The organism is Galbibacter mesophilus, assembly GCF_023721415.1.
GTDB lineage: Bacteria > Bacteroidota > Bacteroidia > Flavobacteriales > Flavobacteriaceae > Galbibacter > Galbibacter mesophilus.
Genome location: NZ_JAMQVC010000002.1, coordinates 777,165 through 800,141, shown reverse-complemented (window position 1 = coordinate 800,141; position 22,977 = coordinate 777,165). Strand labels below are relative to the sequence as shown.

20 protein-coding genes and 1 pseudogene are annotated in these 22,977 nt (G+C 36.6%); 8 read left to right on the top strand and 13 right to left on the bottom strand.

Annotated features, from left to right (window positions below; translation table 11 throughout):
• The 10 genes and pseudogenes from NDQ75_RS10305 to NDQ75_RS10260 all read right to left on the bottom strand — a co-directional run bounded on the left by NDQ75_RS10305 (position 1) and on the right by NDQ75_RS10260 (position 8,392).
• On the bottom strand, positions 1-963 hold the full coding sequence (locus tag NDQ75_RS10305) for a septum formation inhibitor Maf (protein ID WP_242513616.1): 963 nt from the start codon (positions 961-963) through the stop codon (positions 1-3).
• Positions 923-1,513 carry a Maf family nucleotide pyrophosphatase gene (locus tag NDQ75_RS10300; RefSeq protein WP_202027393.1) on the bottom strand — a complete coding sequence of 197 codons (591 nt, stop codon included), beginning with the start codon at positions 1,511-1,513 and terminating at the stop codon, positions 923-925. The genes NDQ75_RS10305 and NDQ75_RS10300 overlap by 41 nt, the downstream gene beginning before the upstream one ends.
• Positions 1,514-1,696: 183 nt before the next feature.
• Positions 1,697-2,227 carry a KdsC family phosphatase gene (locus NDQ75_RS10295; RefSeq protein ID WP_202027392.1) on the bottom strand — a complete coding sequence of 177 codons (531 nt, stop codon included), beginning with the start codon at positions 2,225-2,227 and terminating at the stop codon, positions 1,697-1,699.
• Entirely contained in the window at positions 2,208-2,975 is a 768-nt protein-coding gene (locus tag NDQ75_RS10290) for a Rossmann-like and DUF2520 domain-containing protein (RefSeq protein ID WP_202027391.1), read from the bottom strand. Before NDQ75_RS10290 ends, NDQ75_RS10295 begins: the two co-directional genes overlap by 20 nt.
• A gap of 64 nt (positions 2,976-3,039) precedes the next feature.
• Entirely contained in the window at positions 3,040-3,516 is a 477-nt protein-coding gene (locus tag NDQ75_RS10285; RefSeq protein ID WP_202027390.1) for a DUF6146 family protein, read from the bottom strand.
• Between the two features lie 176 nt (positions 3,517-3,692).
• Positions 3,693-4,326: pseudogene (locus NDQ75_RS10280) on the bottom strand (DUF937 domain-containing protein).
• A gap of 96 nt (positions 4,327-4,422) precedes the next feature.
• Positions 4,423-5,373 (bottom strand): D-2-hydroxyacid dehydrogenase, encoded by a 951-nt coding sequence (locus NDQ75_RS10275; RefSeq protein WP_202027389.1) that lies wholly within the window; start codon positions 5,371-5,373, stop codon positions 4,423-4,425.
• 113 nt (positions 5,374-5,486) lie between these two features.
• Positions 5,487-6,551, bottom strand: a complete 1,065-nt coding sequence (serC, locus tag NDQ75_RS10270; RefSeq protein ID WP_202027388.1) for a 3-phosphoserine/phosphohydroxythreonine transaminase — start codon at positions 6,549-6,551, stop codon at positions 5,487-5,489.
• Positions 6,552-6,909: 358 nt separating this feature from the next.
• Positions 6,910-7,308 carry a hypothetical protein gene (locus NDQ75_RS10265; RefSeq protein ID WP_202027387.1) on the bottom strand — a complete coding sequence of 133 codons (399 nt, stop codon included), beginning with the start codon at positions 7,306-7,308 and terminating at the stop codon, positions 6,910-6,912.
• Positions 7,309-7,330: 22 nt separating this feature from the next.
• On the bottom strand, positions 7,331-8,392 hold the full coding sequence (locus NDQ75_RS10260; protein ID WP_202027386.1) for an acyl-CoA reductase: 1,062 nt from the start codon (positions 8,390-8,392) through the stop codon (positions 7,331-7,333).
• Between the two features lie 184 nt (positions 8,393-8,576).
• Here NDQ75_RS10260 and NDQ75_RS10255 point away from each other — a divergent pair, with 184 nt between their 5' ends.
• From NDQ75_RS10255 to NDQ75_RS10235, 5 genes are all read left to right on the top strand, one after another.
• The gene (locus NDQ75_RS10255; protein WP_202027385.1) at positions 8,577-8,927 is read left to right on the top strand and encodes a 4Fe-4S dicluster domain-containing protein; all 351 of its coding nucleotides are present in this window, start codon (positions 8,577-8,579) and stop codon (positions 8,925-8,927) included.
• A 401-nt stretch (positions 8,928-9,328) separates the two neighbouring features.
• Positions 9,329-10,240: a DMT family transporter gene (locus NDQ75_RS10250; RefSeq protein ID WP_202027384.1), complete on the top strand. Its 912-nt coding sequence runs from the start codon at positions 9,329-9,331 to the stop codon at positions 10,238-10,240.
• A gap of 99 nt (positions 10,241-10,339) precedes the next feature.
• Positions 10,340-12,193, top strand: coding sequence for a DNA topoisomerase IV subunit B (locus NDQ75_RS10245; protein WP_202027383.1), 1,854 nt, complete (start codon positions 10,340-10,342; stop codon positions 12,191-12,193).
• A gap of 42 nt (positions 12,194-12,235) precedes the next feature.
• Positions 12,236-14,845 carry a DNA gyrase/topoisomerase IV subunit A gene (locus NDQ75_RS10240; protein ID WP_202027382.1) on the top strand — a complete coding sequence of 870 codons (2,610 nt, stop codon included), beginning with the start codon at positions 12,236-12,238 and terminating at the stop codon, positions 14,843-14,845.
• A gap of 105 nt (positions 14,846-14,950) precedes the next feature.
• Positions 14,951-16,900, top strand: a complete 1,950-nt coding sequence (locus NDQ75_RS10235) for a thiamine pyrophosphate-binding protein (protein ID WP_202027381.1) — start codon at positions 14,951-14,953, stop codon at positions 16,898-16,900.
• A 6-nt stretch (positions 16,901-16,906) separates the two neighbouring features.
• Here NDQ75_RS10235 and NDQ75_RS10230 read toward each other — a convergent pair whose 3' ends face one another.
• From NDQ75_RS10230 to NDQ75_RS10220, 3 genes are all read right to left on the bottom strand, one after another.
• On the bottom strand, positions 16,907-17,347 hold the full coding sequence (locus tag NDQ75_RS10230; RefSeq protein WP_202027380.1) for an MgtC/SapB family protein: 441 nt from the start codon (positions 17,345-17,347) through the stop codon (positions 16,907-16,909).
• Between the two features lie 88 nt (positions 17,348-17,435).
• Complete coding sequence (locus NDQ75_RS10225; protein ID WP_202027379.1) at positions 17,436-17,819, bottom strand: hypothetical protein; 384 nt, start codon at positions 17,817-17,819, stop codon at positions 17,436-17,438.
• On the bottom strand, positions 17,820-18,248 hold the full coding sequence (locus tag NDQ75_RS10220) for a helix-turn-helix domain-containing protein (protein ID WP_202027378.1): 429 nt from the start codon (positions 18,246-18,248) through the stop codon (positions 17,820-17,822).
• A gap of 301 nt (positions 18,249-18,549) precedes the next feature.
• On the opposite strand from NDQ75_RS10220, the gene NDQ75_RS10215 reads away from it, so the two are divergent.
• From NDQ75_RS10215 to NDQ75_RS10205, 3 genes are all read left to right on the top strand, one after another.
• Entirely contained in the window at positions 18,550-19,683 is a 1,134-nt protein-coding gene (locus NDQ75_RS10215; RefSeq protein ID WP_202027377.1) for a M14 family metallopeptidase, read from the top strand.
• A gap of 99 nt (positions 19,684-19,782) precedes the next feature.
• Complete coding sequence (locus NDQ75_RS10210; RefSeq protein WP_202027376.1) at positions 19,783-20,262, top strand: Lrp/AsnC family transcriptional regulator; 480 nt, start codon at positions 19,783-19,785, stop codon at positions 20,260-20,262.
• 89 nt (positions 20,263-20,351) lie between these two features.
• Entirely contained in the window at positions 20,352-22,940 is a 2,589-nt protein-coding gene (locus NDQ75_RS10205; protein WP_202027375.1) for a phosphoenolpyruvate carboxylase, read from the top strand.
• Positions 22,941-22,977: the final 37 nt, after the last annotated feature.

Genomic DNA, 22,977 nt, shown 5'->3' with positions numbered 1-22,977 from the left:
CTATAAACCTAAAGAGTCCCGCAAATATACATCTGTTGAAGAATTTTTAGTCCAATAAGCCGATTTAATTGTTTTAATTTTTTCTGCGGAAGAAGTAAGTGTTTTAGCCTCATTGCCAAACCCACTTTTATAAGTTTCTTTCCAGCCTTCAATAGTGTAAGGAAACTCGTTTTGAAAAGTGATTTCTAACGTCCTTTGAAGATTTTTATAATCAATCGTATACGTACTAAACCTATTATTCTTAATTAAAGTTGTAGTTGCTTTAAATGGCTTTATTTCATTATGGTTCAATCGAATAAATTCAAAGGAAGGAATTATTTCAATCTCGCCAGCTGGAAGGTTTTCAGGGTTCACACGTAACTGTGTCCAGAGTTCATCTTCCAAAATATTTGTGTCGAGATTCAGTTGTTTATCGGCTTCATTTTCAAAATAAGAATGTACGGTAATGTCAAAGCCTGAACGGTTGTTTAGCTGCATATACGCTTGTCCGCACCATTCAGTAACAGAGGTGACGATTTTTAAAGCGTGGTCGTTAAAATTCAGCGGGTAAAACACGCTATTCATAATGGAGTAAGGGTAAATACCCGTGTTGAAATTTTTTGTGCTATTGAGCTTTAATACAGGAGCAGAGTTTTTATTTGGTTGATTCGCTTTTACTTGTTTATCAGTTAAGAAAGGCTCTGTGACATATATTAGCACCGCTTTCCCTTCTCTTAATTCCCCATAACGAGCCTGTGAAAGTTTATAGGAAGTGATTTCTGCTTCTCCGGCGTACCAATATTTTTTAAAATTTTTAGAAATCTCACGCGGCTTTTTATCTGGAGAAGAACAGCTGAACATAAATAAAGCTAGTATAGCAATGAGCGTGGAAAATGTTTTTGAAATCATCATAGAAAAAGACTTTCTTAAAAATACGAATAACCTACGGTTCCACCAACGTCTCCAGAGCTCTATACACTTCATACACCGGCATTCCTACCACATTAAAATAGGAACCCTCAATTTTTTTTATACCGATTTGCCCAATCCATTCCTGTATGCCGTATGCGCCTGCCTTATCATACGGTTCAAAATTCGTTACATAATACTCAATTTCATCTTGCGTAAGCTCTTTAAAATACACTTTCGTAATGTGGTTAATTGTTTTTTCCAAAGAGTTGGTGGTGAAACAAACAGAAGTGACAACCTCATGCATTTTTCCAGAAAGTGAAGTTAGCATATCAATAGCCTCTTGTTTACTTTTTGGTTTTCCTAAAGCCTCTTCGTTGTGCCATACGATGGTGTCGGAGGTTATTAATATGTCCTTATCTTTTAGTGTGTCTTTATGCGGCAGGGCTTTTAATTGCGCCAAATAATCAGAAATTTCATACTTGTAAAGTCGCTTGGGATATATTTCATCAACTTTTTTTAAGCGTTTTTCGAAATCTAGCCCTAAATCTTTGAAAAACTGCTGCCTTCTTGGAGAGCCGGAAGCTAAAATAATGTGATAATCTTTTAATTTTTCGTTAAGCATACTGTTGGGTAGTTAATGGAATTTGTTTATCTGAGTTGTGGATTAAGAATTACAATAACTTCAATCCTCAGAAATAAATATAAAACACTTTTTATTTTTATAATTATACTAAATTAAAAAACTAAAGTTTTACTTTAAGTAATAAAATTCAACTATTTATTAATAAGCTATTTATTAACATAATTAATCATACTTAGCGTCAAAACTTTCTTTCCACTTCCCTTGTACTTTCATAACCTGTTCTATCACATCTCGAACACAGCCTTTTCCTCCTTGTTTATGGGAAATGTATTTAGAAATTTCTTTTACTTCCGCTACGGCATCATTGGGGCAACAGGGCATTCCTACCATTTTCATAACATGATAATCCGGAATATCATCGCCCATGTACAGCACGTTCTCGGGTTTGATATTGTATACATCGAAATATTCATCCAAAACATCAATTTTATTGCTAACGCCAAGATGAATATCCGTAATTCCCAGTCCACGAAGTCGCGCGCGGACACCTTCGTTACTACCGCCAGAAATAATACAAATGTTAAAACCACTATTTAAAGCCGTTTTTAGCGCGTAGCCATCTTTTACGTTCATCGTGCGCAATAATTGTCCATCCGAAGTAATGGAGATGATTCCATCGGTTAAAACGCCGTCCACATCAAAAACAAAGGTTGTAATGTGTTCCAGGTATTCTTTATAGCTTTTTTCTTCCATAAGTTTCTTGTATCGAGTCAGTTAGTAATTCGTATATTTTTATTTGATTTTCACTTTTCATTTGAGCTTTATGAGCATCCAGCGTTTTTACATCATTTCTCCGTGCTGGGCCCGTTTGCGCCTCTAAAGGTTGCATTTCTTTTACTTTTTCTGAAGTTTCTTCAATTAAAGGTTGCAGAATTTCGAAAGGAATGCCACTTTCTTGACAAATATCGTCTCCAATTTTATACAAATGATTCACAAAATTATTTACGAAAACAGCTGCTAAATGAAGGCTTTTACGCTGTTCAGAGTCAATTTTAAATACTTTTTGCGAAATAGACTCGGCTATAATTTTCAAGGTGTTATAATCTCTTTCATCTTCCGTCTCTAAACAGAAGGGAATTTTGCTGTAATCCATTTCCTTGCCCTTAGAAAAGGTTTGTAGCGGATAAAAAACTCCTCGTTTGTTTTTCTTGCTGAGCACATTCAAGGGCTTGTTGCCAGAAGTGTGTACCACAAATTTTCCTGAAAAGGGAATAGCTTCGGAAACTTCAGAAATAGCATCATCGCTTACAGCAATAATGTAAACATCAGCCTCTTTAAGCTCATTTAGATTTTTAGTGATGGGCGTAAAATTTTGAAAAACATTAATGGATTTGATATTTCTACTGAAGCACTGAACCAAATCTACCTCTTTTGATAATCGTAAGGCTTCATGTAAATGATGCGCTACATTACCGCCGCCAAGTAAAACCACTTTAATCATGTTGCTAAATTACACAATGCAGTTGGTTTAGATGAATTCGTCATTAAAAAAGTTTAGTGATTTTTTATCTAATTCTAGGGTAGAAGGGACCTAAGCGCTGATTGTACTTCCGTTGGAAATATAAAAAGTAATTGTAAAGTTTGTAGTTTACCTCGTAGCCATAATCAATATGCGGACTGTAATCAATTTGCATTTCGTATAAGTTTGGATTGTAGCGGTTTGGTTGCAATACACGCTGATTCCAATTTACCACGTAAATATTATTACGATTTTCCATATATTCTTGGGAATAGTAACCTTCTGGCTGTGCAATACTATTTAGCCAAGAATAAAAGCCCGGATCGATAATGATGATTTGGTATTCCGTACTATCGCTTCCTATTTCAACAGTGTCTTTTCCACCTTTGGAATTAAAAGCTTCTTTTTCAGCTTGGGAAATATATAAATCCATCGCCTCTTCATTAGTCATGGGTGTTTTTTTGGAAGATGAACACGACCAAAGAAGAATGCCTACGAATATAAAAGACAGGAGATATTTCATTTTGAAGCTTTCTTTTAAAGATACAAAAAGCAAACGTCTTAAAAAATATAGCTAGGGTAATATGTCAGCCTGAGCTTGTCGAAGGCTATTTCGTATATGGAAAATACAAAGTGAAGCTAAATTTAGCACTAATACTCAGCTTGACAATATTATCTTCAATAAACTTAATAATAGGACTAACTATTCAAAAAACTTCCCAGCATTCCGCCAAGTCCGCCTTTCTTTTTATTTGAGCCAATAACCATATCTGCTACGTCGTCTAAAACGCTACCGTCGCCATCGCTATCTATTAAAGATGTTATAAGGTTTTGGTTTTGTTGTGATTGTCCGCCCAGCATACTGCCCAAAAGGCTACTCATATCGTTACTTCCACTTATGTTATTTTCTTTGGTCTGTTTTCCCAAGTAACCTAAAATGAGCGGCGCAGCCATTTTCAGGATCTGACTAACAGTTCCGGCGTCTATTCCCGTTTTACTACTTAAAGTGTTTTCTACGTTCGCTTGATTCCCACCGAGAAGGTGTCCAAGAATTCCAGCGCCATCGCTAATAGCGGATTGATCAACGCCTCCACCAAAAAAGCTTCCTAAATTATCCAAAATACTACCATCGTGCTTGCTATTAATAGCATTCATAAGTCCTTCGGCGCCTTGCGGTGATGATGCGTTTTTTTTTCATAGCTCCGGTCAAAAGAGGGAGCGCCATACTCAATAAATCAGAAGTCTTTCCTTCTGAAGTTCCTGTTTCGTTACTAATTCCACCTATAATTTGGCGACCAAGATCGCTGTCTAATAATGATGCTAATCCAGACATGATATTTATATTTTATTATTGTTGATAATTGTCTTCAAGATACAAAAAAAGCCCTTCATTTCTGAAGGGCTATATTTATTTCTATGTAGCAGAATGTTATTTTAACAATTCTCCAATCTGGTCGGCAAGCTCAACACCAATACGATCTTGCGCCTCTCCGGTAGCCGCGCCAATATGCGGGGTTAAAGAAATTTTTGGATGCATCAATACCTTTATAGCAGGGGTAGGTTCGTTTTCAAAAACGTCAATTCCTGCAAAAGAAACCTTTTTACTATCTAAAGCTTCAATCAATGCTACTTCATCTATAACACCACCTCGTGCTGCGTTTACTACACCAACGCCGTCTTTCATTATTTCGAATTCCTTTTTTCCTAAAACATATTCTTTTTGAGCTGGTACGTGAAGGGTAAGGAAATCAGCTTGCTTTAAAACCTCTTCTTTAGAAATGGTTTTTATGCTGAATTCAACTTTTTGTCCGTCAAAAAATTCCAAAGGAATAGTTACGTCATCGATAAAAGGATCAAAAACAACCACTTTCATTCCTACTCCCAATGCAATTTTTGCCGTTTCTTGTCCGATTCTACCAATACCGATAATTCCGAGAGTTTTCCCTCTTAATTCAATTCCGCCTGCATACGCTTTTTTAAGTTGACCGAATTTACTTTCACCTTCCAAAGGCATATTTCTATTGGCGTCGTAAAGAAAACGAACACCGCCATACAAATGGGCAAAAACCAATTCTGCTACAGAAGCAGAAGAAGCTGCTGGCGTATTGATAACATGAAGTCCTTTTTCTTTTGCGTACGCAACGTCGATATTATCCATACCAACACCTCCACGACCGATAAGTTTTAAGGACGGACAAGCATCGATTAGTTCTTTACGAACTTTTGTAGCGCTACGAACTAAAAGTGCATCTACTTTGTTTTCGTTTATATAATTTTCTAATTGCTCTTGTGCAACTTTTGTGGTAATTACTTCAAAACCTTTGCTTTTTAAAGCGTCGACACCGCTTTGAGAGATGCCATCGTTAGCTAATACTTTCATTGTAAATTTTATATTTAAATCCCTGGTGAGGGGTATATCATTCGACTTTTAGTGTCGAAATGAGTTAAATTATATTTTAGTTTAAACTACTCTTTCGTAAATCAAAAATTGACTTAAGCCTTTTTCTCAAGCGCTTGCATGGCGTCAACCAATGCCTGTACACTTTCCAACGGCATAGCGTTGTACATAGAAGCGCGATAACCTCCAACACTACGGTGTCCATTAATTCCGTTTAAGCCAGCTTCTTTCGCTAGTGCGTCGAACGTTTCTTTATGACTTTCATCTACCAAATTAAAAGTAGCGTTCATAGGAGACCTGTCTTCTTTAGCTGCAAATCCTGTAAATAGCGGATTTCTGTCAATTTCTCCGTAAATCAATGCTGCCTTCTCGTTGTTTCTTTTTTCAATTTCAGCAACACCGCCAAGGTCTTTCAACCATTGAAGGGTTAACATAGAAACATACACAGCAAAAACTGGAGGTGTGTTAAACATACTATCCTTTTCAGCATGCACCCTATAATCTAGCATAGAAGGGATAACGCGGTCTACTTTGCCTAGAACATCTTCTTTAACAACAACGAGTGTGGTTCCTGCAGGTCCCATATTTTTTTGAGCTCCAGCGTAGATGATGTCAAACTTAGAGAAATCCAATACACGTGAGAATATATCAGAACTCATATCGCACACTAAAGGAGCATCCACTTCTGGGAATTCTTTAATTTGTGTGCCGAAAATGGTATTGTTTGAAGTGCAGTGGAAGTAATCAATATCAGTTGGAATATTGTAGCCTTTTGGGATGTAATTAAAGTTTTTATCCTTAGAAGATGCAACTTCAACCACTTCGCCGAACAATTTAGCTTCTTTAATCGCCTTGGAAGACCATGTTCCTGTATTTAGATAGGCCGCTTTTTTATTAAGTAAGTTGTAAGCAACGTTTAAAAACTGCGTGCTAGCGCCCCCTTGCAGAAACAAAGCTTTATATCCTTTGTCTTTAAGTCCTAGATGCTCTAATGCCAAATCTTGGGCTTGGTCCATCACTGCAATAAAATCTTTGCTACGATGGGAAATTTCGATAAGGGATAAATCCAGACCATTAAAATTTAAAATGGCTTCGGAAGCTTTTTTAAATACTTCTTGTGGTAAAATGCAAGGACCTGCACTAAAATTATGCTTTTTCATACAAATAGTCAGTTGTGTTTTTAATGGTTACAAAGTTGCTAATTTCTGATAGAAAAACTGTTATCAAAAGTATAATAATTTTGTTGGAATGCTAACAAAAATTAAGGAGTTGTTAGATAGTTGTTCCACTATTTGTTAAAAGCTTAGGGAGTTGTTATCAACTTGATAATTAAAGTAATTCGAAAAAGAGGACTATAATTTTTAGTAAATCAGGAGATTATCCTATTAAGTTACTAGGGTTTGGGTGATTTCGGGGATGAAATTTTTAAAGTTTAGGCTCTCCAAAATAATTACCAGAAGTTAATGTAAAAAAGCTGGACTGCAATTTTCAAGAAAGAAAAAGTTGCCTATTTGTCTTTCATTCTAAAAATAAATTCTTAGAAAACAATTGAAAGTAGTCTTCTGATAAATTCTTATCTCTTGAAAATTCTTTGATATATAACTCTAACTCACTGTTAGATATATGCAGCACTCTGTTTTTTACATACTCGAACTCTTTATTGGTGTATTTTCTTGGACTAGGATGACCAGTACCAAAAGTGGATTGAATTTCATGGAATAAAATATAATAGAGTGCCTTAAACTTATAATTGTTTGACTTTAGAATAGCGAAATCTATTTCAGAAATACCAAACTCAAATAACTTATCTATATGCCCCGATGTAACAGGGAAGCAATATAAAAGAGCAGTTGTGCCTTCGGAGATAAATGGTCCATAGCCTGTAGATAGACTAAATATCTGATTATCACTTTTCATGTTTTAAATGAGCTACAAACAACTAAACCCCCAACAAAAACTTTATCGTATCCACTCCGTCGGCGTAATCCCAAAGATTTGGGTGTTGGGTTCTACCGAAGGCAACTTCATTTTCCATAAAATTATTGGCGACAACGCATTGTATTTTATCGGAATCTTCAGCCAATTTATTTTTTAAGACTTCTTCGCTATCGTATTGTTCGTAAAAAACAGTAGCGATAGGAGAGGCGTAACCTTCGTCTTCCTTCAACATTAAAAATCCGTTTTCCAATATTTTAAACAAACTCATTAAATAAACAGCCTTGTTGTAATCGTAATTGTTAGCGTATTTAGTTTCGTGAATAATATCTCCGTAGCTGTAAATAGCTTCAAAAAAAGTATCGAAATTATATCCTTCCGGAACAAAAAGCTTGGAAACGCTCCTGCAACCTAATCCGTAATACATGAAAATATCCTTTCCGAGCGCTTCGAGCTCTTCTTTGGATTCTTTTCCGGTAAGCACCGCCACAGAATTCCGATTTTTACGAATTATATTCGGTTTACTTCCAAAGTAATATTCAAAATAACGGGCCGTATTGTCGCTTCCAGTAGCGATTACTGCGTCAAAACCTGTCATTTTTTCTTCCGTGAAGGTAATTTTTCCTTTAAAACTAGGCTCTACAACTTCCAAATATTTAGCTAAATAAGGGAGTAAGTGCTTGTCGTTGGAAGACAATTTCACCAAAACATCATGCCCAATTATTAAAGTGGATAGAAAATCGTGAAACCCTACCAGGGGTATATTCCCCGCCATAATAATGGCTACTTTTTTAGGAGTCACTTCATCGATAAGGTATCCCGATAGCCATTTTTTTAGGTTGGATTCCGTTAATGCTTCTGCCCAATTTTTAATGGAAAAAAGCACATTTTCTTTTGTAAACCAACTATTGTGTTCTTCTGCCAATTTTATTTGATGCCAGAAACCATCAATAAAAGTAGAATCGATTTCATCTGAAGCTTCAATTTTACTTTTTTCGGAAGGGAATTGCCTTAAAAAATCGCCAAGTTTAACAAAAGCACGAATTCTGTTGTGAATGTCACTCATTATATTTGGTTAAAAATTTGTTTGTCTTTATTTTTGACAAGGCAAATTTACATAAATGAACCGAGGCGAACTTTTAGATTGATGAAATTTTAATTTTGTTTGAAAGAAAAAGAGCCCGTTAACGACCACTTACTTAATTTACAGTTTTTGCCACTCGTAAATAAGTTAATGAAAAAGAAAAATTATGGCTATTATAATTACAGATGAATGCATAAACTGTGGGGCTTGTGAACCTGAATGCCCAAACACAGCAATTTATGAAGGAGCAGACGATTGGAGATACAGCGATGGAACTTCACTGGAAGGAGATGTTGTATTGCCAGATGGAAAACAAGTGAACGCCGACGATGCACAGGAGCCCGTAAGCGATGAAATCTATTACATTGTACCTGATAAGTGTACGGAGTGTAAAGGTTTTCATGAAGAGCCACAATGTGCGGCTGTTTGTCCGGTAGATTGCTGTGTCCCAGATGATGACCACGTAGAAAGCGAAGAAGAGTTGTTGGTAAAACAACAATTTATGCATCCGGAATAACGGTTAATAAAATATTCTTACAAAAAAGCTGAACGCAAATCGCGTTCAGCTTTTTTGTTGCATTCATCTTATTGAACATCGTATTCCCATCAGGAAACACGGTTTGTTCCAAAAATTGTAATGTTACTTTTAATAAAAAAATACCCAAATTGATAATTTACTGAAATCGCATAGAAAAAACCTTATCCCTAGAATAGTAATCAAAAGCTCCGAAAGCAGGAGCGTAGGCACGGAGCGACGCGGAGTTTTGATTTCGGTTTTTCGACTTCATGGTCGAAAAAATTCCTTGGATAAGGCGCCTTTTTCTTTGTTTCGTTTCTTTTGGGCGAGCAAAAGAAATGAAAGGATACTCTTTGAATCAATAAATACAATTTCTTGAGTATGAAATCAAACTAACATTAATGAAAGAAAATAAAAAACTTTCCATTGTTATAATCGTCGGGATTTTAGGTGTTGTGCTATTTTCAGCAAAAGCAGTTATGGTAAAAATGGCTTACCAGTACGAGGTAAGCTCAGTTAATTTGCTGCTGTTTCGAATGCTTTTTGCCTTACCATTTTATTTGACAGTACTTTTTTTTACCAAAAGTAAAGGAGTTAAGCCCGAGCGAAAAGATTTTCTCTGGTTGGTACTTTTTGGATTCATAGGTTATTATTTGGCGAGTTATTTTGATTTTTTAGGACTTCAATACATTAAAGCAAGCATTGAGCGAATCATTCTTTTTATATATCCAACCATAGTGGTTGTGCTTTCCCGCATTTTTTTAAAAAGACCCATTACTCGAGTGCAGTTATTGGCCATATTGCTAACCTATTTAGGCGTAATAGTTGCTTTTTATGATGAAATGGCTTTGGAAGGGACATCATTTATAATTGGCGCCGGATTGATATTTATGAGTGCAGTAACCTATGCTTCCTATTTAACGGGAAGCGATTGGCTGATTCCAAAGTTTGGGGTAGTGCGTTTTACATCTTACGCCATGATTATTTCTTGCACGAGTGTGGTACTTCATTATGTGCTATTTGAGAAAACCCCTTTGTTGGGTTATCATCAAAACGTTTATTGGCTAGGGCTTGGCATGGCTGTACTTTCCACAGTAATCCCGTCGTATTTGGTTTCATATTGCATTAAGGAAATTGGAGCATCTAATTTTGCTATCTTAGGCGGATTGGGGCCTATTTCCACGATTGCCCTGGTGTCTGTCTTTTTAGATGAAAAACTAACACTTTTACAATTAGGGGGAACTTTATTGGTCATTTTTGGAATTATACTGATATCCATCAATAAATCAACTTACAAAAAATCAGGTTCTTAACAATTTGCAGCTGGGGCTTGTTAATTACTTTACTGATGCGGGGTTTCATTTTATCCCGCTATACATTATATTAGCAACGAAACCCACCTCTAATATTTTATGTCGGAAACTACTAAGTATACGGAAGATAATATACGGTCGTTAGATTGGAAGGAGCATATTCGTATGCGTCCTGGAATGTACATTGGTAAATTAGGTGATGGCTCTTCAGCAGACGACGGTATTTACATTTTAATAAAGGAAGTACTGGATAACTGTATTGATGAATTTGTGATGGGCGCTGGAAAAACCATCGAAATCTCAGTACAGGGCACGAAAGTAATTGTTCGCGATTACGGTAGAGGGATTCCATTGGGAAAAGTAGTGGATGTGGTTTCTAAAATGAATACCGGTGGAAAATACGATTCCCGAGCGTTTAAAAAATCGGTAGGTTTAAATGGTGTTGGTACCAAAGCGGTAAATGCATTGTCGACATATTTCCGTGTTGAATCGAACAGGGATAATAAATCTAAAGCCGCCGAGTTTGAGCAGGGAAACCTCGTAAACGAAGAAGAACTGGAAGAAACCAGTAGGCGTAGAGGGACCAAAGTTTCATTTATTCCGGACGATACCATTTTTAAGAACTATAAATTCAGAAATGAATATATAGAAAAGATGGTTCGGAATTATGTGTACCTTAATCCGGGGCTTACCATTGTTTTTAACGGGGAAAAGTATTATTCTGAAAATGGTCTAAAAGACCTGTTGGAAGATACCACCAGCAAGGAAGATATGCTGTACCCAATCATTCATCTACGCGGGGATGATATCGAGGTCGCCATTACTCATAGCAAAACTCAGTATAGCGAAGAATATCATTCTTTCGTAAACGGACAAAATACAACTCAAGGAGGAACACATTTAGCAGCATTCAGAGAAGCTGTGGTTAAAACCGTGCGTGATTTCTACGGAAAGAATTACGATGCTTCCGATATTCGAAAATCAATTATTGCTGCTATTTCTATAAAAGTAATGGAGCCGGTTTTCGAGAGTCAGACCAAAACAAAATTGGGTTCTACCGATATGGGCGGCGATTTACCCACGGTGCGAACGTACGTAAACGATTTCATCGGAACGCAATTAGATAACTTTCTTCATAAAAATGCAGAAGTAGCTGAAAAACTTCAGCGTAAAATATTAGCGGCGGAAAGGGAACGAAAAGAACTTTCCGGGATACGAAAATTAGCAAAAGACCGAGCCAAAAAAGCAAGTCTTCACAATAAAAAATTACGTGATTGCCGTGTTCATTTGGGGGATACCAAAAACGAAAGAGCACTGGAAACTACTCTTTTTATCACTGAGGGAGATTCTGCATCGGGTTCCATTACAAAGTCCCGTGACGTGAATACGCAGGCCGTTTTCAGTCTTCGTGGAAAACCGTTGAACACCTACGGAATGTCCAAAAAAATTGTATATGAAAATGAAGAATTCAATCTGCTACAAGCGGCATTGAATATTGAAGAATCCATGGAAGACCTTCGGTACAACAACATTGTAATTGCTACCGATGCCGATGTGGATGGAATGCATATTCGTCTATTGTTAATAACCTTTTTCCTTCAATTTTTCCCTGAACTTATTAAGGAAGGACACCTTTATATCCTGCAAACCCCTTTGTTTAGGGTGCGGAATAAAAAAGAAACCATTTACTGCTACAGTGAAGATGAACGTAAAGAAGCAATTGAAAAGTTAAGTGGTAAGCCAGAAATAACACGATTTAAAGGACTCGGGGAAATTTCTCCTGATGAGTTTCAGCATTTTATTGGTGATGATATCCGTTTGGATCCTGTGATGTTGGATAAAGCCATGTCGATAGAAAGTCTATTGGAATTTTACATGGGCAAAAATACTCCCGACCGCCAGAAATTCATCATCAATAACCTTCGAGTAGAACTTGATGTAGTGGAAGATTAGATATTAACTATCAAATAAATAAAATACCTACTAAATTCTTTTATGGAAGAAAATTCAGAAATAAATTCAGAAGAAAATAACAATCAGGAAACCATTACCCGTGTTGGTGGAATGTACCAAGATTGGTTTTTGGATTATGCTTCGTACGTAATTTTAGAACGTGCCGTTCCCGCAATTGAAGATGGATTTAAACCAGTTCAGCGCAGGATTATGCATTCCTTGAAAGAATTGGATGACGGTAGGTACAACAAAGTGGCCAATATTGTTGGGCACACCATGCAATATCACCCACACGGGGATGCGAGCATAGGGGATGCCATGGTGCAAATCGGGCAGAAAGATTTGTTAATCGACACCCAAGGAAACTGGGGGAACGTATTAACTGGAGATAGCGCTGCAGCTCCTCGTTACATTGAAGCCCGTTTGTCGAAGTTCGGACTCGAAGTTGTTTTTAGTCCTAAAATAACCGATTGGCAACTTAGTTACGATGGAAGAAAGAAGGAACCGATAAATCTTCCTGTTAAATTCCCGCTATTGTTGGCGCAAGGGGCAGAAGGGATTGCTGTTGGACTTTCAACCAAAATACTTCCGCATAACTTTATTGAGCTTATAGATGCTTCCATTAAGCACTTAAAAGGTAAAAAGTTTACCATTTATCCAGATTTTCCTACCGCAGGGATTATGGATGTGACCAATTATAACGATGGTTTGCGCGGAGGCCGTATTCGTGTTCGTGCTAAAATTGCTCAATACGACAAGAACACGTTGGTAATCAACGAAATTCCCTACGGAACTAATACTTCGAGCTTGATAGATTCAATTCTAAAAGCGAATGATAAAGGGAAAATAAAAGTTAAAAAAATTGAAGATAACACCGCGGCAGAAGTAGAGATTTTAGTGCATCTGCCTAATGGAATTTCTCCAGATAAAACTATTGATGCGCTGTATGCATTTACAGCTTGCGAAACTTCCATTTCGCCATTGGCATGTGTAATTGAAGATAACAAACCACTATTTATTGGGGTTAGCGAAATGCTTAGAAGGTCTACCGATAACACCGTGGATTTATTAAAGCAAGAGCTTGAAATTCAACTTCATGAACTGGAGGAACAATGGCATTTTGCTTCCTTGGAACGTATTTTTATTGAAAATAGAATTTACCGCGATATTGAAGAAGAGGAAACTTGGGAAGGCGTTATAAGCGCTATTGATAAAGGGTTACAACCGCATATCAAACATTTAAAAAGACCTATTACTGAAGAAGATATAGTTCGTTTAACGGAAATTCGGATAAAGCGGATTTCAAAATTTGATATCGACAAAGCGCAACAAAAAATTGATGCGTTGGAAGATGAAATTGCAAAGGTTAAACATCACCTGGAGCATTTGGTGGATTTTGCGATTGATTATTTTACGAAATTAAAAACTACCTACGGAAAAGGACGAGAGCGCAAAACCGAAATTAGAATTTTCGATGATATTGAAGCATCCAAAGTTGTGATTAGAAACACCAAACTCTACGTAAATCGTAAGGAAGGTTTTATTGGAACTTCCTTAAAAAGAGATGAATACGTTTGTGATTGTAGCGATATTGACGATATAATTGTATTTACTGCCACAGGTAAAATGATGGTTACTAAAGTAGATGCAAAAACATTTATAGGAAAAGATATTATTCACGTAGCTGTTTTTAAGAAGAAAGACAAGCGAACCATTTACAACCTTATTTACAAAGATGGCAAAGGCGGCGCATCTTATGTAAAACGCTTCTTTGTTTCAAGTATAACAAGGGATAGGGAATATGACCTTACAAATGGAAAAGCGGGTTCTTATGTTCATTATTTTTCAGCCAATCCAAACGGAGAAGCCGAAATTGTTACTATTTTCCTTCGACAAGTAGGAAGTATCAAAAAGCTTAAATGGGACTTGGATTTTGCTGATGTTCTTATCAAAGGACGAGCTTCTAAAGGAAATATTGTTAGTAAATATGCCATCAAACGAATTGAATTAAAGGAGAAAGGTGTTTCTACGCTTAAACCTAGAAAAATTTGGTTCGATGATACTGTACAACGTCTAAATGTAGATGGTAGAGGAGAGTTACTTGGCGCGTTTAAAGGGGAAGACAGACTCTTAATTATTACTCAAGATGGTATTGTAAAAACAGCGGTTCCAGAATTAACAATGCATTTTGAAAGCAATATGATCGTATTGGAAAAATGGAATCCTAAAAAGCCTATTTCCGCCATTTATTATAACGGAGAAAAAGAACTTTACTACATAAAAAGATTCTTAATTGAGAATGAAGGAAAAGAGGAGTCTTTCATTCCCGAGGTTCCCGGTAGCCGACTGGAAATTGTTTCCACGGATTGGCGTCCTGTTGCGGAATTAGAGTTTACTAAAGAACGCGGCAAAGATAGAAAACCAAATCAAGAGATTGATATTGAAGATTTTATTGCCATAAAAGGTATAGGTGCACTTGGTAATCAACTTACAAAAGATAAAGTAAACCAGATTAATTTATTGGATTCCTTGCCTTTTGAAGAGCCCGAAGAACAAGAGCCTGAGGACATCGAAGTGAACGATGAGGAAGATGTGAGCGCTGATAAAAAAGGTAAATCCAAAGAAGACGAAGGCCCGACCTTATTTGATTAAAACATAGGAGGATAGATACCAATCACCGTTATTTTTTTGTTTATTTCAAATCAAATATAATTTATTTTCTATATTTATTCCGATTTAAACCTAAATTGGATAAATATGTCTACATCTAAAATATGGCATCGCGTTTTACCAAGCAGAGAAGAATTACAGGAAGGAAGGGTAACTACAGTCACTGCTGGAAAAAAAACACTATGCTTAACCCATTTTGAAGATAAAATATGTGCCTTAGACAATAAATGTCCGCATCAAGGCGGCCCGTTGGGAGAAGGAAGCATAGAAAAAGGATGGCTAAGGTGTCCATGGCATGGTTGGGATTACCATCCATGTACTGGAAATTCCCCAGGTGGTTTTGATGATGGTGTAGATACGTTTGAAGTAGAGGAAAGAGAAGATGGCGTTTACGTAGCTGTGGAAAAAGAAGCAGAGCATGAAACTACGATTACCGATATAATGGTGGAAACCATGATAAATTGGGGGGTGAATCGGGTATTTGGTATGGTTGGTCACTCAAATTTAGGGCTTGCCGATGCTATGCGCAGGAAAGAAGAGGAAGGCAAATTAAAGTTTTTTGGAATCCGGCACGAAGGTGCTGCTTCCTTCGCTGCCTCCGCTTACGGAAAACTTACAGGCAAACCAGCTGCATGTTTTGCTATAGCTGGCCCTGGTGCGACCAATATGTTTACTGGTTTGTGGGACGCTAAGGTTGATAGAGCTCCACTTTTGGCGCTTACCGGGCAAGTTGCAACGCAAGTTGTTGGAACTGGAAATTTTCAAGAATTGGATTTAGTGGATGCTTTTCATTCCGTAGCAGAATTTAACCATCGGGTACTTTCCAACAGTAAACATTCGGAACTTATGTCCCTCGCCGTAAAGCAGGCAATACTGAAAAGGGAAGTTTCCCACCTTACTTTCCCAGACGATGTGCAAACCTTAAAAGCAAAAGAAGGTTCAGAAGCACAAACTCAGCATAATAGAATTACACCTTTACAAATAGCACCACCCAAAGAAAGCTTTGAAAAAGCCATTTCGCTGCTTGAAAAAGCCGAGCGACCTACAATTATTGTTGGCCATGGCGCCCGTTTTCATATGAAGGAAATAATTGCTTTGGCAGAAAAACTAAACTGTCCGGTGCTTACTACTTTTAAAGGAAAAGGACTAATTTCTGACTATCATTCGCTAGGTTGCGGAGTTTTGGGTAGAAGTGGCACACCCATCGCATCTTATTTTATGAACGAATCCGATTTGTTATTGGTAATTGGCGCCTCTTTTTCAAACCACACGGGCATCACACCTAAAATTCCAAGCATTCAAATTGACTTTGACCCGCTGGCTCTCAGCAAGTTTCATGAAGTGGAAGCGGCTGTGTGGGGAGAAATGAGTGTAACGGTTGCCATGTTGCTGAAAGAAAATTTAGGTTTGAAAAACAAAATAGATAGAACCAACGAGATTGCTGAAAGATGGGAAATCTGGCGAAATGAAAAAAAGAAAAGACTTATCGAGGAAAAAGAAAATGGCGTAAGCGCAGTAGCTGTATTTACCGAATTATCCAAGCAAGCTCCCGAAAATGCAGTAATGACAGTAGATGTTGGCAACAATGCTTATTCCTTTGGAAGGTATTTCGAATCCAAAAAGCAATCCTTTTTAATGTCTGGATATCTTGGTTCCATTGGTTTTGCATTACCCGCAGCGCTGGGAGCATTTGCCGCTGTTGGGGAAGAGCGTCCAATTGTAGCGGTGGCCGGAGATGGCGGACTTTGTCAATATTTAGCAGAGATTACCACCTTGGTGAAATATAAAATGCCGGTAAAACTAATTATCATAAACAACAACGAACTCGGGAAAATTTCCAAAGAACAGCGAGCTGGTTATTTCGATGTGTGGAAAACAAGCTTAAAAAATCCAAATTTTGCTGAATTTGCTATCAGTTGTGGGGCTTGGGGAAAACAAATTAAAAGTGGTACTGAATTACCAGCAGCTATGAAAGTACTTTTTGAACAAAAAGGACCAGCAGTTTTAGAAATTTGTTCGGATGTGAGTTTAATTTAAAAAAAACTACTTATTAATTTTAGAATCGATATAACCGAAAAGTAAATTAATAATCACAACAAGGGTGCTTAAAAAAGCTAATTCTACATAGAGCGCGGTAGCAGCTAAACAACCTGCTGCTGCGCTACACCAAATAGTTGCTGCGGTGGTTAATCCTTTGATTTTGTTGTCTTTCTGAAGGATTACACCCGCGCCTAAAAATCCGATTCCCACCACAACTTGACTGAGCACACGCGTGGCATCGACACCAAATTGATGTTCGTACTGCATGGAAATTATCACAAAAACGGCGGCACCTATAGAAACAAGTGTATTAGTTTTCAGACCAGCACTTTTTCCTTTGTATTCCCTTTCCAGACCGATTAAAAGCCCAGCAACGGTAGCCGACCCAAGTTTTAAAATAAAATCGGCGACTTTAATGTTTTCAGAAATTATATCAATTATCATAACAAGCAATTTATTAAAAAATAATAAATGCCAATGTATCTAATTTAAAAGAGAAGTGAAATTTGTCTAAAAATGAGCAGAAAACGACTTACAATGGTCCTATTTTTCTCGCTTTTCCTTTCTGTTTGTTTTTTTGGTCTCCAACCACAGAATACTCAAATAGGTAAGAGTCTTTTTCAGTAGTGAGAATCTTCATATGGATTGCTTGGGATTCACTTCTGTTGGTAGGATTAATTTTTTTCACAATAAACTCACAGTCGTTTATCCAGCGAACTGAATTTGTATCAATTCTATTTTCATAAAAATCAATTTCAATAGAATCGTTCCTTATAAACCTACTTGTTTTGGTTTCGCCGTTAATTGTATGCGAGAATTCAAATTCACCTGTCTTAAAATCAGTACAATTTCGTTCCCGTTGGTAACAAGATGTAAATAGAAGTAAAAACAGTAAAGCAATTGAACAAATTCTCATTTAAGGTAAATTTTTATATTCTTCAAAGGTACCATTCTTATAAAAAACCACAATACGGGCAATATCACTTTTTTTTGCATGTACAGTAGTAGTTTCATTTTTCACTTCTTCTGACGGCTCAATCTCTTTTGAAGTAGAAGGAGTGACTTCTTCAGAAGAAAAAAGGTCAGCATCTAGTTTTGGTGGTTTCGAGGAAGTGGATGTTTCGGGAAAATTTCCTTTTCCGTTCAAGAGCCAATAGAGTTCTACTTCAGGGAAATTCTCAAGAATACGCATGACAAAATCCAAGCTCGGATTGTTACGTCCAGATAACAAATGTGAAATGGAGGAGCGTTGCACGCCAATTTTATCAGCAAAAGCAGAGGCTGATAAGTCGTAATAATCAATCACTTTTTCAAGCCGTTTTATAAAATCTTCTTTGTTTACCATTGTAAACTAGTTTTAAAATGTAAATAGGTTACAAATGTAAAAAATACTTCGGAATTAGCGAAATACAAGTGTAAAATAGCATTTTTTATTAAACTTAAACTTCATATTAAGGTATTTAAACAACTAGAAAACAATATTTTAAAACGTAATTTTGGTAAATATGATTTATACAAGGGTGAATTGTTTACAATATTAAAAAGATTATACTAGAAACATTGTATTAAGACGTTACATTTGTAAATTGTCTCTATTGACAAATGTAAACAAGTATATTTTTACATTTGCCGCTTAACTGATTATTATGGATTATAGAGAAGAATTTCAATTCAATTATAACAGCTACAAAGAATCACTTTTATCTGGCAGATATATTACGTTAAAAAACATTCAACCTATTTTGGATAGACTGACCAGTGATTTTATTGTTTCCGAAATAGGCTACTCAGTTTTGGGGAAACCAATTCACAGTATCCGTTTTGGGTATGGACCGAAAAAGATTTTTATGTGGTCTCAAATGCATGGGAACGAATCGACCACTACAAAAGCTGTTTTTGACGTTATTAATTACCTTCAGAAAAAACCAGAAATCCGTAATCACATACTTTCAACTTTTACTATTTGTGTCATTCCTTTGCTCAATCCCGATGGAGCAGAAGCCTATACTCGTCATAATAGTAATGAAGTTGACCTAAATAGGGATGCACAGCAACTTTCACAGCCGGAAAGCAAGGTGCTGCGGGCAGAATTTAATGAATTTAAACCTCATTTTTGTTTTAACCTTCATGATCAACGAACCATATTCAGCGCTGGAAATCATAAAAAATCGGCTACCGTATCCTTTTTGACGCCTGCAGAGGACAAAGAGCGAAAAGTGACAGCGAACAGAAAGAGAAGCATGGAGGTGATTTCAGCAATGAATAAAATGCTTCAAGAGCATATTCCGAATCAAGTAGGCAGATATGATGACGGATTCAACCTTAATTGTGTTGGCGACACCTTTCAATCAGAAGGAGTGCCTACTATACTATTCGAATCAGGTCATTTCCCTAGTGATTACGAGCGGGAAGAAACGCGCAGGTTAATCGCCTTTTCTATATTGGAGGCTATAATGTATATAGGAGAAACCGAAGTTACTGGTGAGAAACACCATGATTATTTTAAAATTCCTGAAAACGAAAAGCTCTTTTACGACGTTATTCTAAGAGGGTTTCCTGTAAAATCTAAAGAAGGGATAGAGCGAAAGGATGTTGCTATCTTCTTTAAGGAATCGTTAAATAACGGTAAGATCGAGTTTAAGCCCACTGTAGAGCATGTTGAGGACGAGTTGAAGTTTTTCGGACATAAAGAGCTTTCAGTGAACGATTTGGACGTGGAAGCGATAGAAGTACATGAATTAAATACTAGCTATTTAACAGAATTTTTAAAGAAAATTTAATGAAAGTATGTTTTTCTTACGAAAATAATTAGCCTACAATTGTGATAAATTCAAAATTTTTTATTTTTTTTGCTTATTCTTTAAAGATAATATAAAACTATGGCTAAATTCAAATTAGACGAGGTAGATCATCAAATACTTGATATGTTGATTGACAATACCCGAACCCCATTTACAGACATAGCAAAAAAACTGCTTATATCTGCTGGAACGGTGCATGTTAGGGTAAAAAAAATGGAAGATGCTGGTATCATAAAAGGGTCTTCTTTAACGCTGGATTACGTAAAATTAGGCTATTCATTTATCGCCTATGTAGGTATTTTCTTAGAAAAAACCCACCAAACCAAGTTTGTGTTGGAGAGACTAAACCAAATACCTTATATAACAGTTGCCCATATTACTACTGGAAAATTCAATATTTTCTGTAAAATAAGAGCTCGTGACACAAAACATGCAAAAGAAGTAATCTTCAAAGTAGATGATATCGATGGTGTTTCAAGAACAGAAACCATGATTTCTTTAGAAGAGAGCATCAACGATAAACGCAGGTTAATGCATACAATTTTTAACGATTTGTAAAATTTCTGTTTTAAATCATAAGGAAACCCTCTCAAGGCTTGTCTTTGAGAGGGTTTTTTGTATTTTTACGTGTAAAATTGAATTATAATATGCTAAGAAAACCAAAGATTGATCGATTTAATGAAAGTGTTTTATCAAGATATCAGATTTACAACAGCATTTTTATCACACTCCCTTTTGATGAAATAGGGAATACAGGGGTGTTTTTACCTTTGTTTTCTGAAATTTGTGAAAAAGGCTTTGATGAAAATAAGAATCCGACTGAAATCGTAAACCGCTTTTTTGACAAGTATTACGATAAACCTTCAGATACGGAGAAATTTGATCTTCTTTTTAGATTTATTCAATATATAGAAAGACAGGTAGTTCTTTTTGACGCTATTGAAGATGCTACTTTTCCAGTAGTAAACAATATGGATGGGAGAGGAACGCTAAGAAACGTAAAGGAGGAAGCAGAGGCAAAAAACAAAATGCCTGAGCTTAAAGAATACCTGGAACGTTTTAAAGTACGACCTGTACTTACTGCACACCCAACTCAATTTTATCCAGGTTCTGTTTTAGGGATAATTACTGATTTAGCTGAAGCAATTCGCGCAAATGACTTGAACCTAATTAAAAAATTGCTAGCTCAATTGGGGAAAACACCTTTCTTTAAAAAAGAAAAACCAACCCCGTTTGATGAGGCGGTGAGTTTAATCTGGTATTTAGAAAACGTGTTTTATCAATCTGCAAGTCAGATTTTTAACTATATCCAAAACAATATATTCACCGATAGGGAATTGAATAACCAAGTGGTTAACCTTGGTTTTTGGCCTGGAGGGGACAGGGATGGAAATCCGTTTGTGACTACTGATATTACATTGAAAGTTGCGGACAGACTTAGAAGTACTGTTTTAAAGAATTACTATCGCGACGTTAGAAAACTGCGCAGACGTATAACCTTTAAACATGTTGACAAGCTGATAACCGATCTTGAAGGTAAGTTATATGAAAATATCTTCTTGGAAAGTGGAAGAACAACTATTTCGGCGGAAGAAACTATGGATACCTTGCTTGAAATCAAGGAGATTTTGGTGGCAAAACATCAATCGCTATTTGTTGAAGAAATTAATGACCTAATCAACAAAATGAAGCTTTTCGGTTTCCATTTTGCGAGTTTAGATATTCGTCAAGATTCTAGGGTACACCACGATGTACTTTCCAATATTGTTTCAGAATCCTTGGAAATGGGATTGGATATCTTCCCGAAAAACTATGAAAAACTAAGTGAACAAAAGCAAATTGAAGCACTTGGCAAGGTAGTAGGGAAGGTAAACCCAGGTTTATTTAAACATGAAATGAGCCGAATTACATTGGAATCCATTTATGCCATGAAAACTATTCAGAAGAATAATGGCGAATTGGGTTGTAACCGATACATTATTAGTAACAACGGTAGCGTTCTAAACGTAATGCAAGCCTTTGCGATGATTCGTATGTGTGATTGGGAAGAACCAACTACAGATGTTGTGCCGTTGTTTGAAACCGTTGACGATTTAGAGGATGCGCACAATGTAATGGAGACGCTTTACAAAAATAAATCGTATGCGGCCCATCTTCAGCGAAGAGGAAATAAGCAGCCTATAATGCTTGGTTTCTCCGATGGTACTAAGGATGGTGGGTATTTAATGGCAAACTGGAGTATTTATAAAGCCAAAGAAGCTTTAACAGCCATTTCCCGTAAATATGATATTAAAGTTGTCTTTTTTGATGGTAGAGGAGGTCCACCTGCAAGAGGTGGTGGAAAAACGCACCAGTTCTATGCTTCATTAGGACCAACAATTGAAAATGAAGAAGTACAGTTGACCATTCAAGGGCAAACAATTAGTTCTAATTTCGGAACACCGGAATCTTGTCAATACAATATGGAGCAGCTAATTAGCTCTGGAATTGCCAACAATGTATTTTTTGACGAAAATGACAGACTTTCGGATGAAGACCGTGAAACAATGGATCGCTTGGCTAAAATAAGTTACAAAGCTTATGTGGACTTTAAAAAGCACCCTAAGTTTTTACCGTATTTGGAAAGAATGAGTACGTTGAAGTATTACTCCAAAACAAATATTGGTAGTAGGCCTTCAAAGCGTGGAAAGTCGGATAAATTGGTGTTTTCAGATTTAAGAGCAATTCCGTTTGTAAGTAGCTGGAGTATGTTAAAACAAAACGTTCCAGGTTTCTACGGGGTTGGATTAGCGATACAAGAATTTGTTGACAATAAAGAATTCGATAAAATACAATCACTTTACAATAACTCAGCTTTCTTTAGAACGCTATTGGAGAACAGTATGATGAGTTTAACAAAGTCTTTCTTTAAACTTACGGCTTATATGGCTAACGATAAAGAGTTTGGGCCTTTCTGGACGATGATTTATCAAGAGTATGAGCGTAGTAAAGACATGTTGTTGAAGCTCACAGGATACTCCGAGCTTATGGAAGATACCCGATCTATGAAGGCTTCCATTCAAGTACGTGAGAAAATTGTATTGCCATTGCTTACTATTCAGCAATATGCGTTGAGACAAATTCAGGAAATAAATGCTTCCAAAAAAGAAGTAGATCCGGAATTGCTTGAAACTTATGAAAGAATGGTAACCCGATCTTTATTTGGAAATATAAACGCAAGTAGAAACTCCGCATAACTAAGGGTTTTTAAGAATATTGAAAAGCTGTTGAGCT

What these genes read in the sequence shown, in the direction of transcription:
- NDQ75_RS10300 (WP_202027393.1), bottom strand. Translation starts at nt 1,513, where the DNA reads ATGCTTAACGAAAAATTAAAAGATTATCACATTATTTTAGCTTCCGGC.
- NDQ75_RS10210 (WP_202027376.1), top strand. Translation starts at nt 19,783, where the DNA reads ATGGCTAAATTCAAATTAGACGAGGTAGATCATCAAATACTTGATATG.
- NDQ75_RS10290 (WP_202027391.1), bottom strand. Translation starts at nt 2,975, where the DNA reads ATGATTAAAGTGGTTTTACTTGGCGGCGGTAATGTAGCGCATCATTTA.
- NDQ75_RS10205 (WP_202027375.1), top strand. Translation starts at nt 20,352, where the DNA reads ATGCTAAGAAAACCAAAGATTGATCGATTTAATGAAAGTGTTTTATCA.
- NDQ75_RS10225 (WP_202027379.1), bottom strand. Translation starts at nt 17,819, where the DNA reads ATGAGAATTTGTTCAATTGCTTTACTGTTTTTACTTCTATTTACATCT.
- NDQ75_RS10245 (WP_202027383.1), top strand. Translation starts at nt 10,340, where the DNA reads ATGTCGGAAACTACTAAGTATACGGAAGATAATATACGGTCGTTAGAT.
- NDQ75_RS10295 (WP_202027392.1), bottom strand. Translation starts at nt 2,227, where the DNA reads ATGGAAGAAAAAAGCTATAAAGAATACCTGGAACACATTACAACCTTT.
- serC (WP_202027388.1), bottom strand. Translation starts at nt 6,551, where the DNA reads ATGAAAAAGCATAATTTTAGTGCAGGTCCTTGCATTTTACCACAAGAA.
- NDQ75_RS10230 (WP_202027380.1), bottom strand. Translation starts at nt 17,347, where the DNA reads ATGATAATTGATATAATTTCTGAAAACATTAAAGTCGCCGATTTTATT.
- NDQ75_RS10275 (WP_202027389.1), bottom strand. Translation starts at nt 5,373, where the DNA reads ATGAAAGTATTAGCTAACGATGGCATCTCTCAAAGCGGTGTCGACGCT.
- NDQ75_RS10220 (WP_202027378.1), bottom strand. Translation starts at nt 18,248, where the DNA reads ATGGTAAACAAAGAAGATTTTATAAAACGGCTTGAAAAAGTGATTGAT.
- NDQ75_RS10285 (WP_202027390.1), bottom strand. Translation starts at nt 3,516, where the DNA reads ATGAAATATCTCCTGTCTTTTATATTCGTAGGCATTCTTCTTTGGTCG.
- NDQ75_RS10240 (WP_202027382.1), top strand. Translation starts at nt 12,236, where the DNA reads ATGGAAGAAAATTCAGAAATAAATTCAGAAGAAAATAACAATCAGGAA.
- NDQ75_RS10255 (WP_202027385.1), top strand. Translation starts at nt 8,577, where the DNA reads ATGGCTATTATAATTACAGATGAATGCATAAACTGTGGGGCTTGTGAA.
- NDQ75_RS10250 (WP_202027384.1), top strand. Translation starts at nt 9,329, where the DNA reads ATGAAAGAAAATAAAAAACTTTCCATTGTTATAATCGTCGGGATTTTA.
- NDQ75_RS10305 (WP_242513616.1), bottom strand. Translation starts at nt 963, where the DNA reads ATGAAGTGTATAGAGCTCTGGAGACGTTGGTGGAACCGTAGGTTATTC.
- NDQ75_RS10265 (WP_202027387.1), bottom strand. Translation starts at nt 7,308, where the DNA reads ATGAAAAGTGATAATCAGATATTTAGTCTATCTACAGGCTATGGACCA.
- NDQ75_RS10215 (WP_202027377.1), top strand. Translation starts at nt 18,550, where the DNA reads ATGGATTATAGAGAAGAATTTCAATTCAATTATAACAGCTACAAAGAA.
- NDQ75_RS10235 (WP_202027381.1), top strand. Translation starts at nt 14,951, where the DNA reads ATGTCTACATCTAAAATATGGCATCGCGTTTTACCAAGCAGAGAAGAA.
- NDQ75_RS10260 (WP_202027386.1), bottom strand. Translation starts at nt 8,392, where the DNA reads ATGAGTGACATTCACAACAGAATTCGTGCTTTTGTTAAACTTGGCGAT.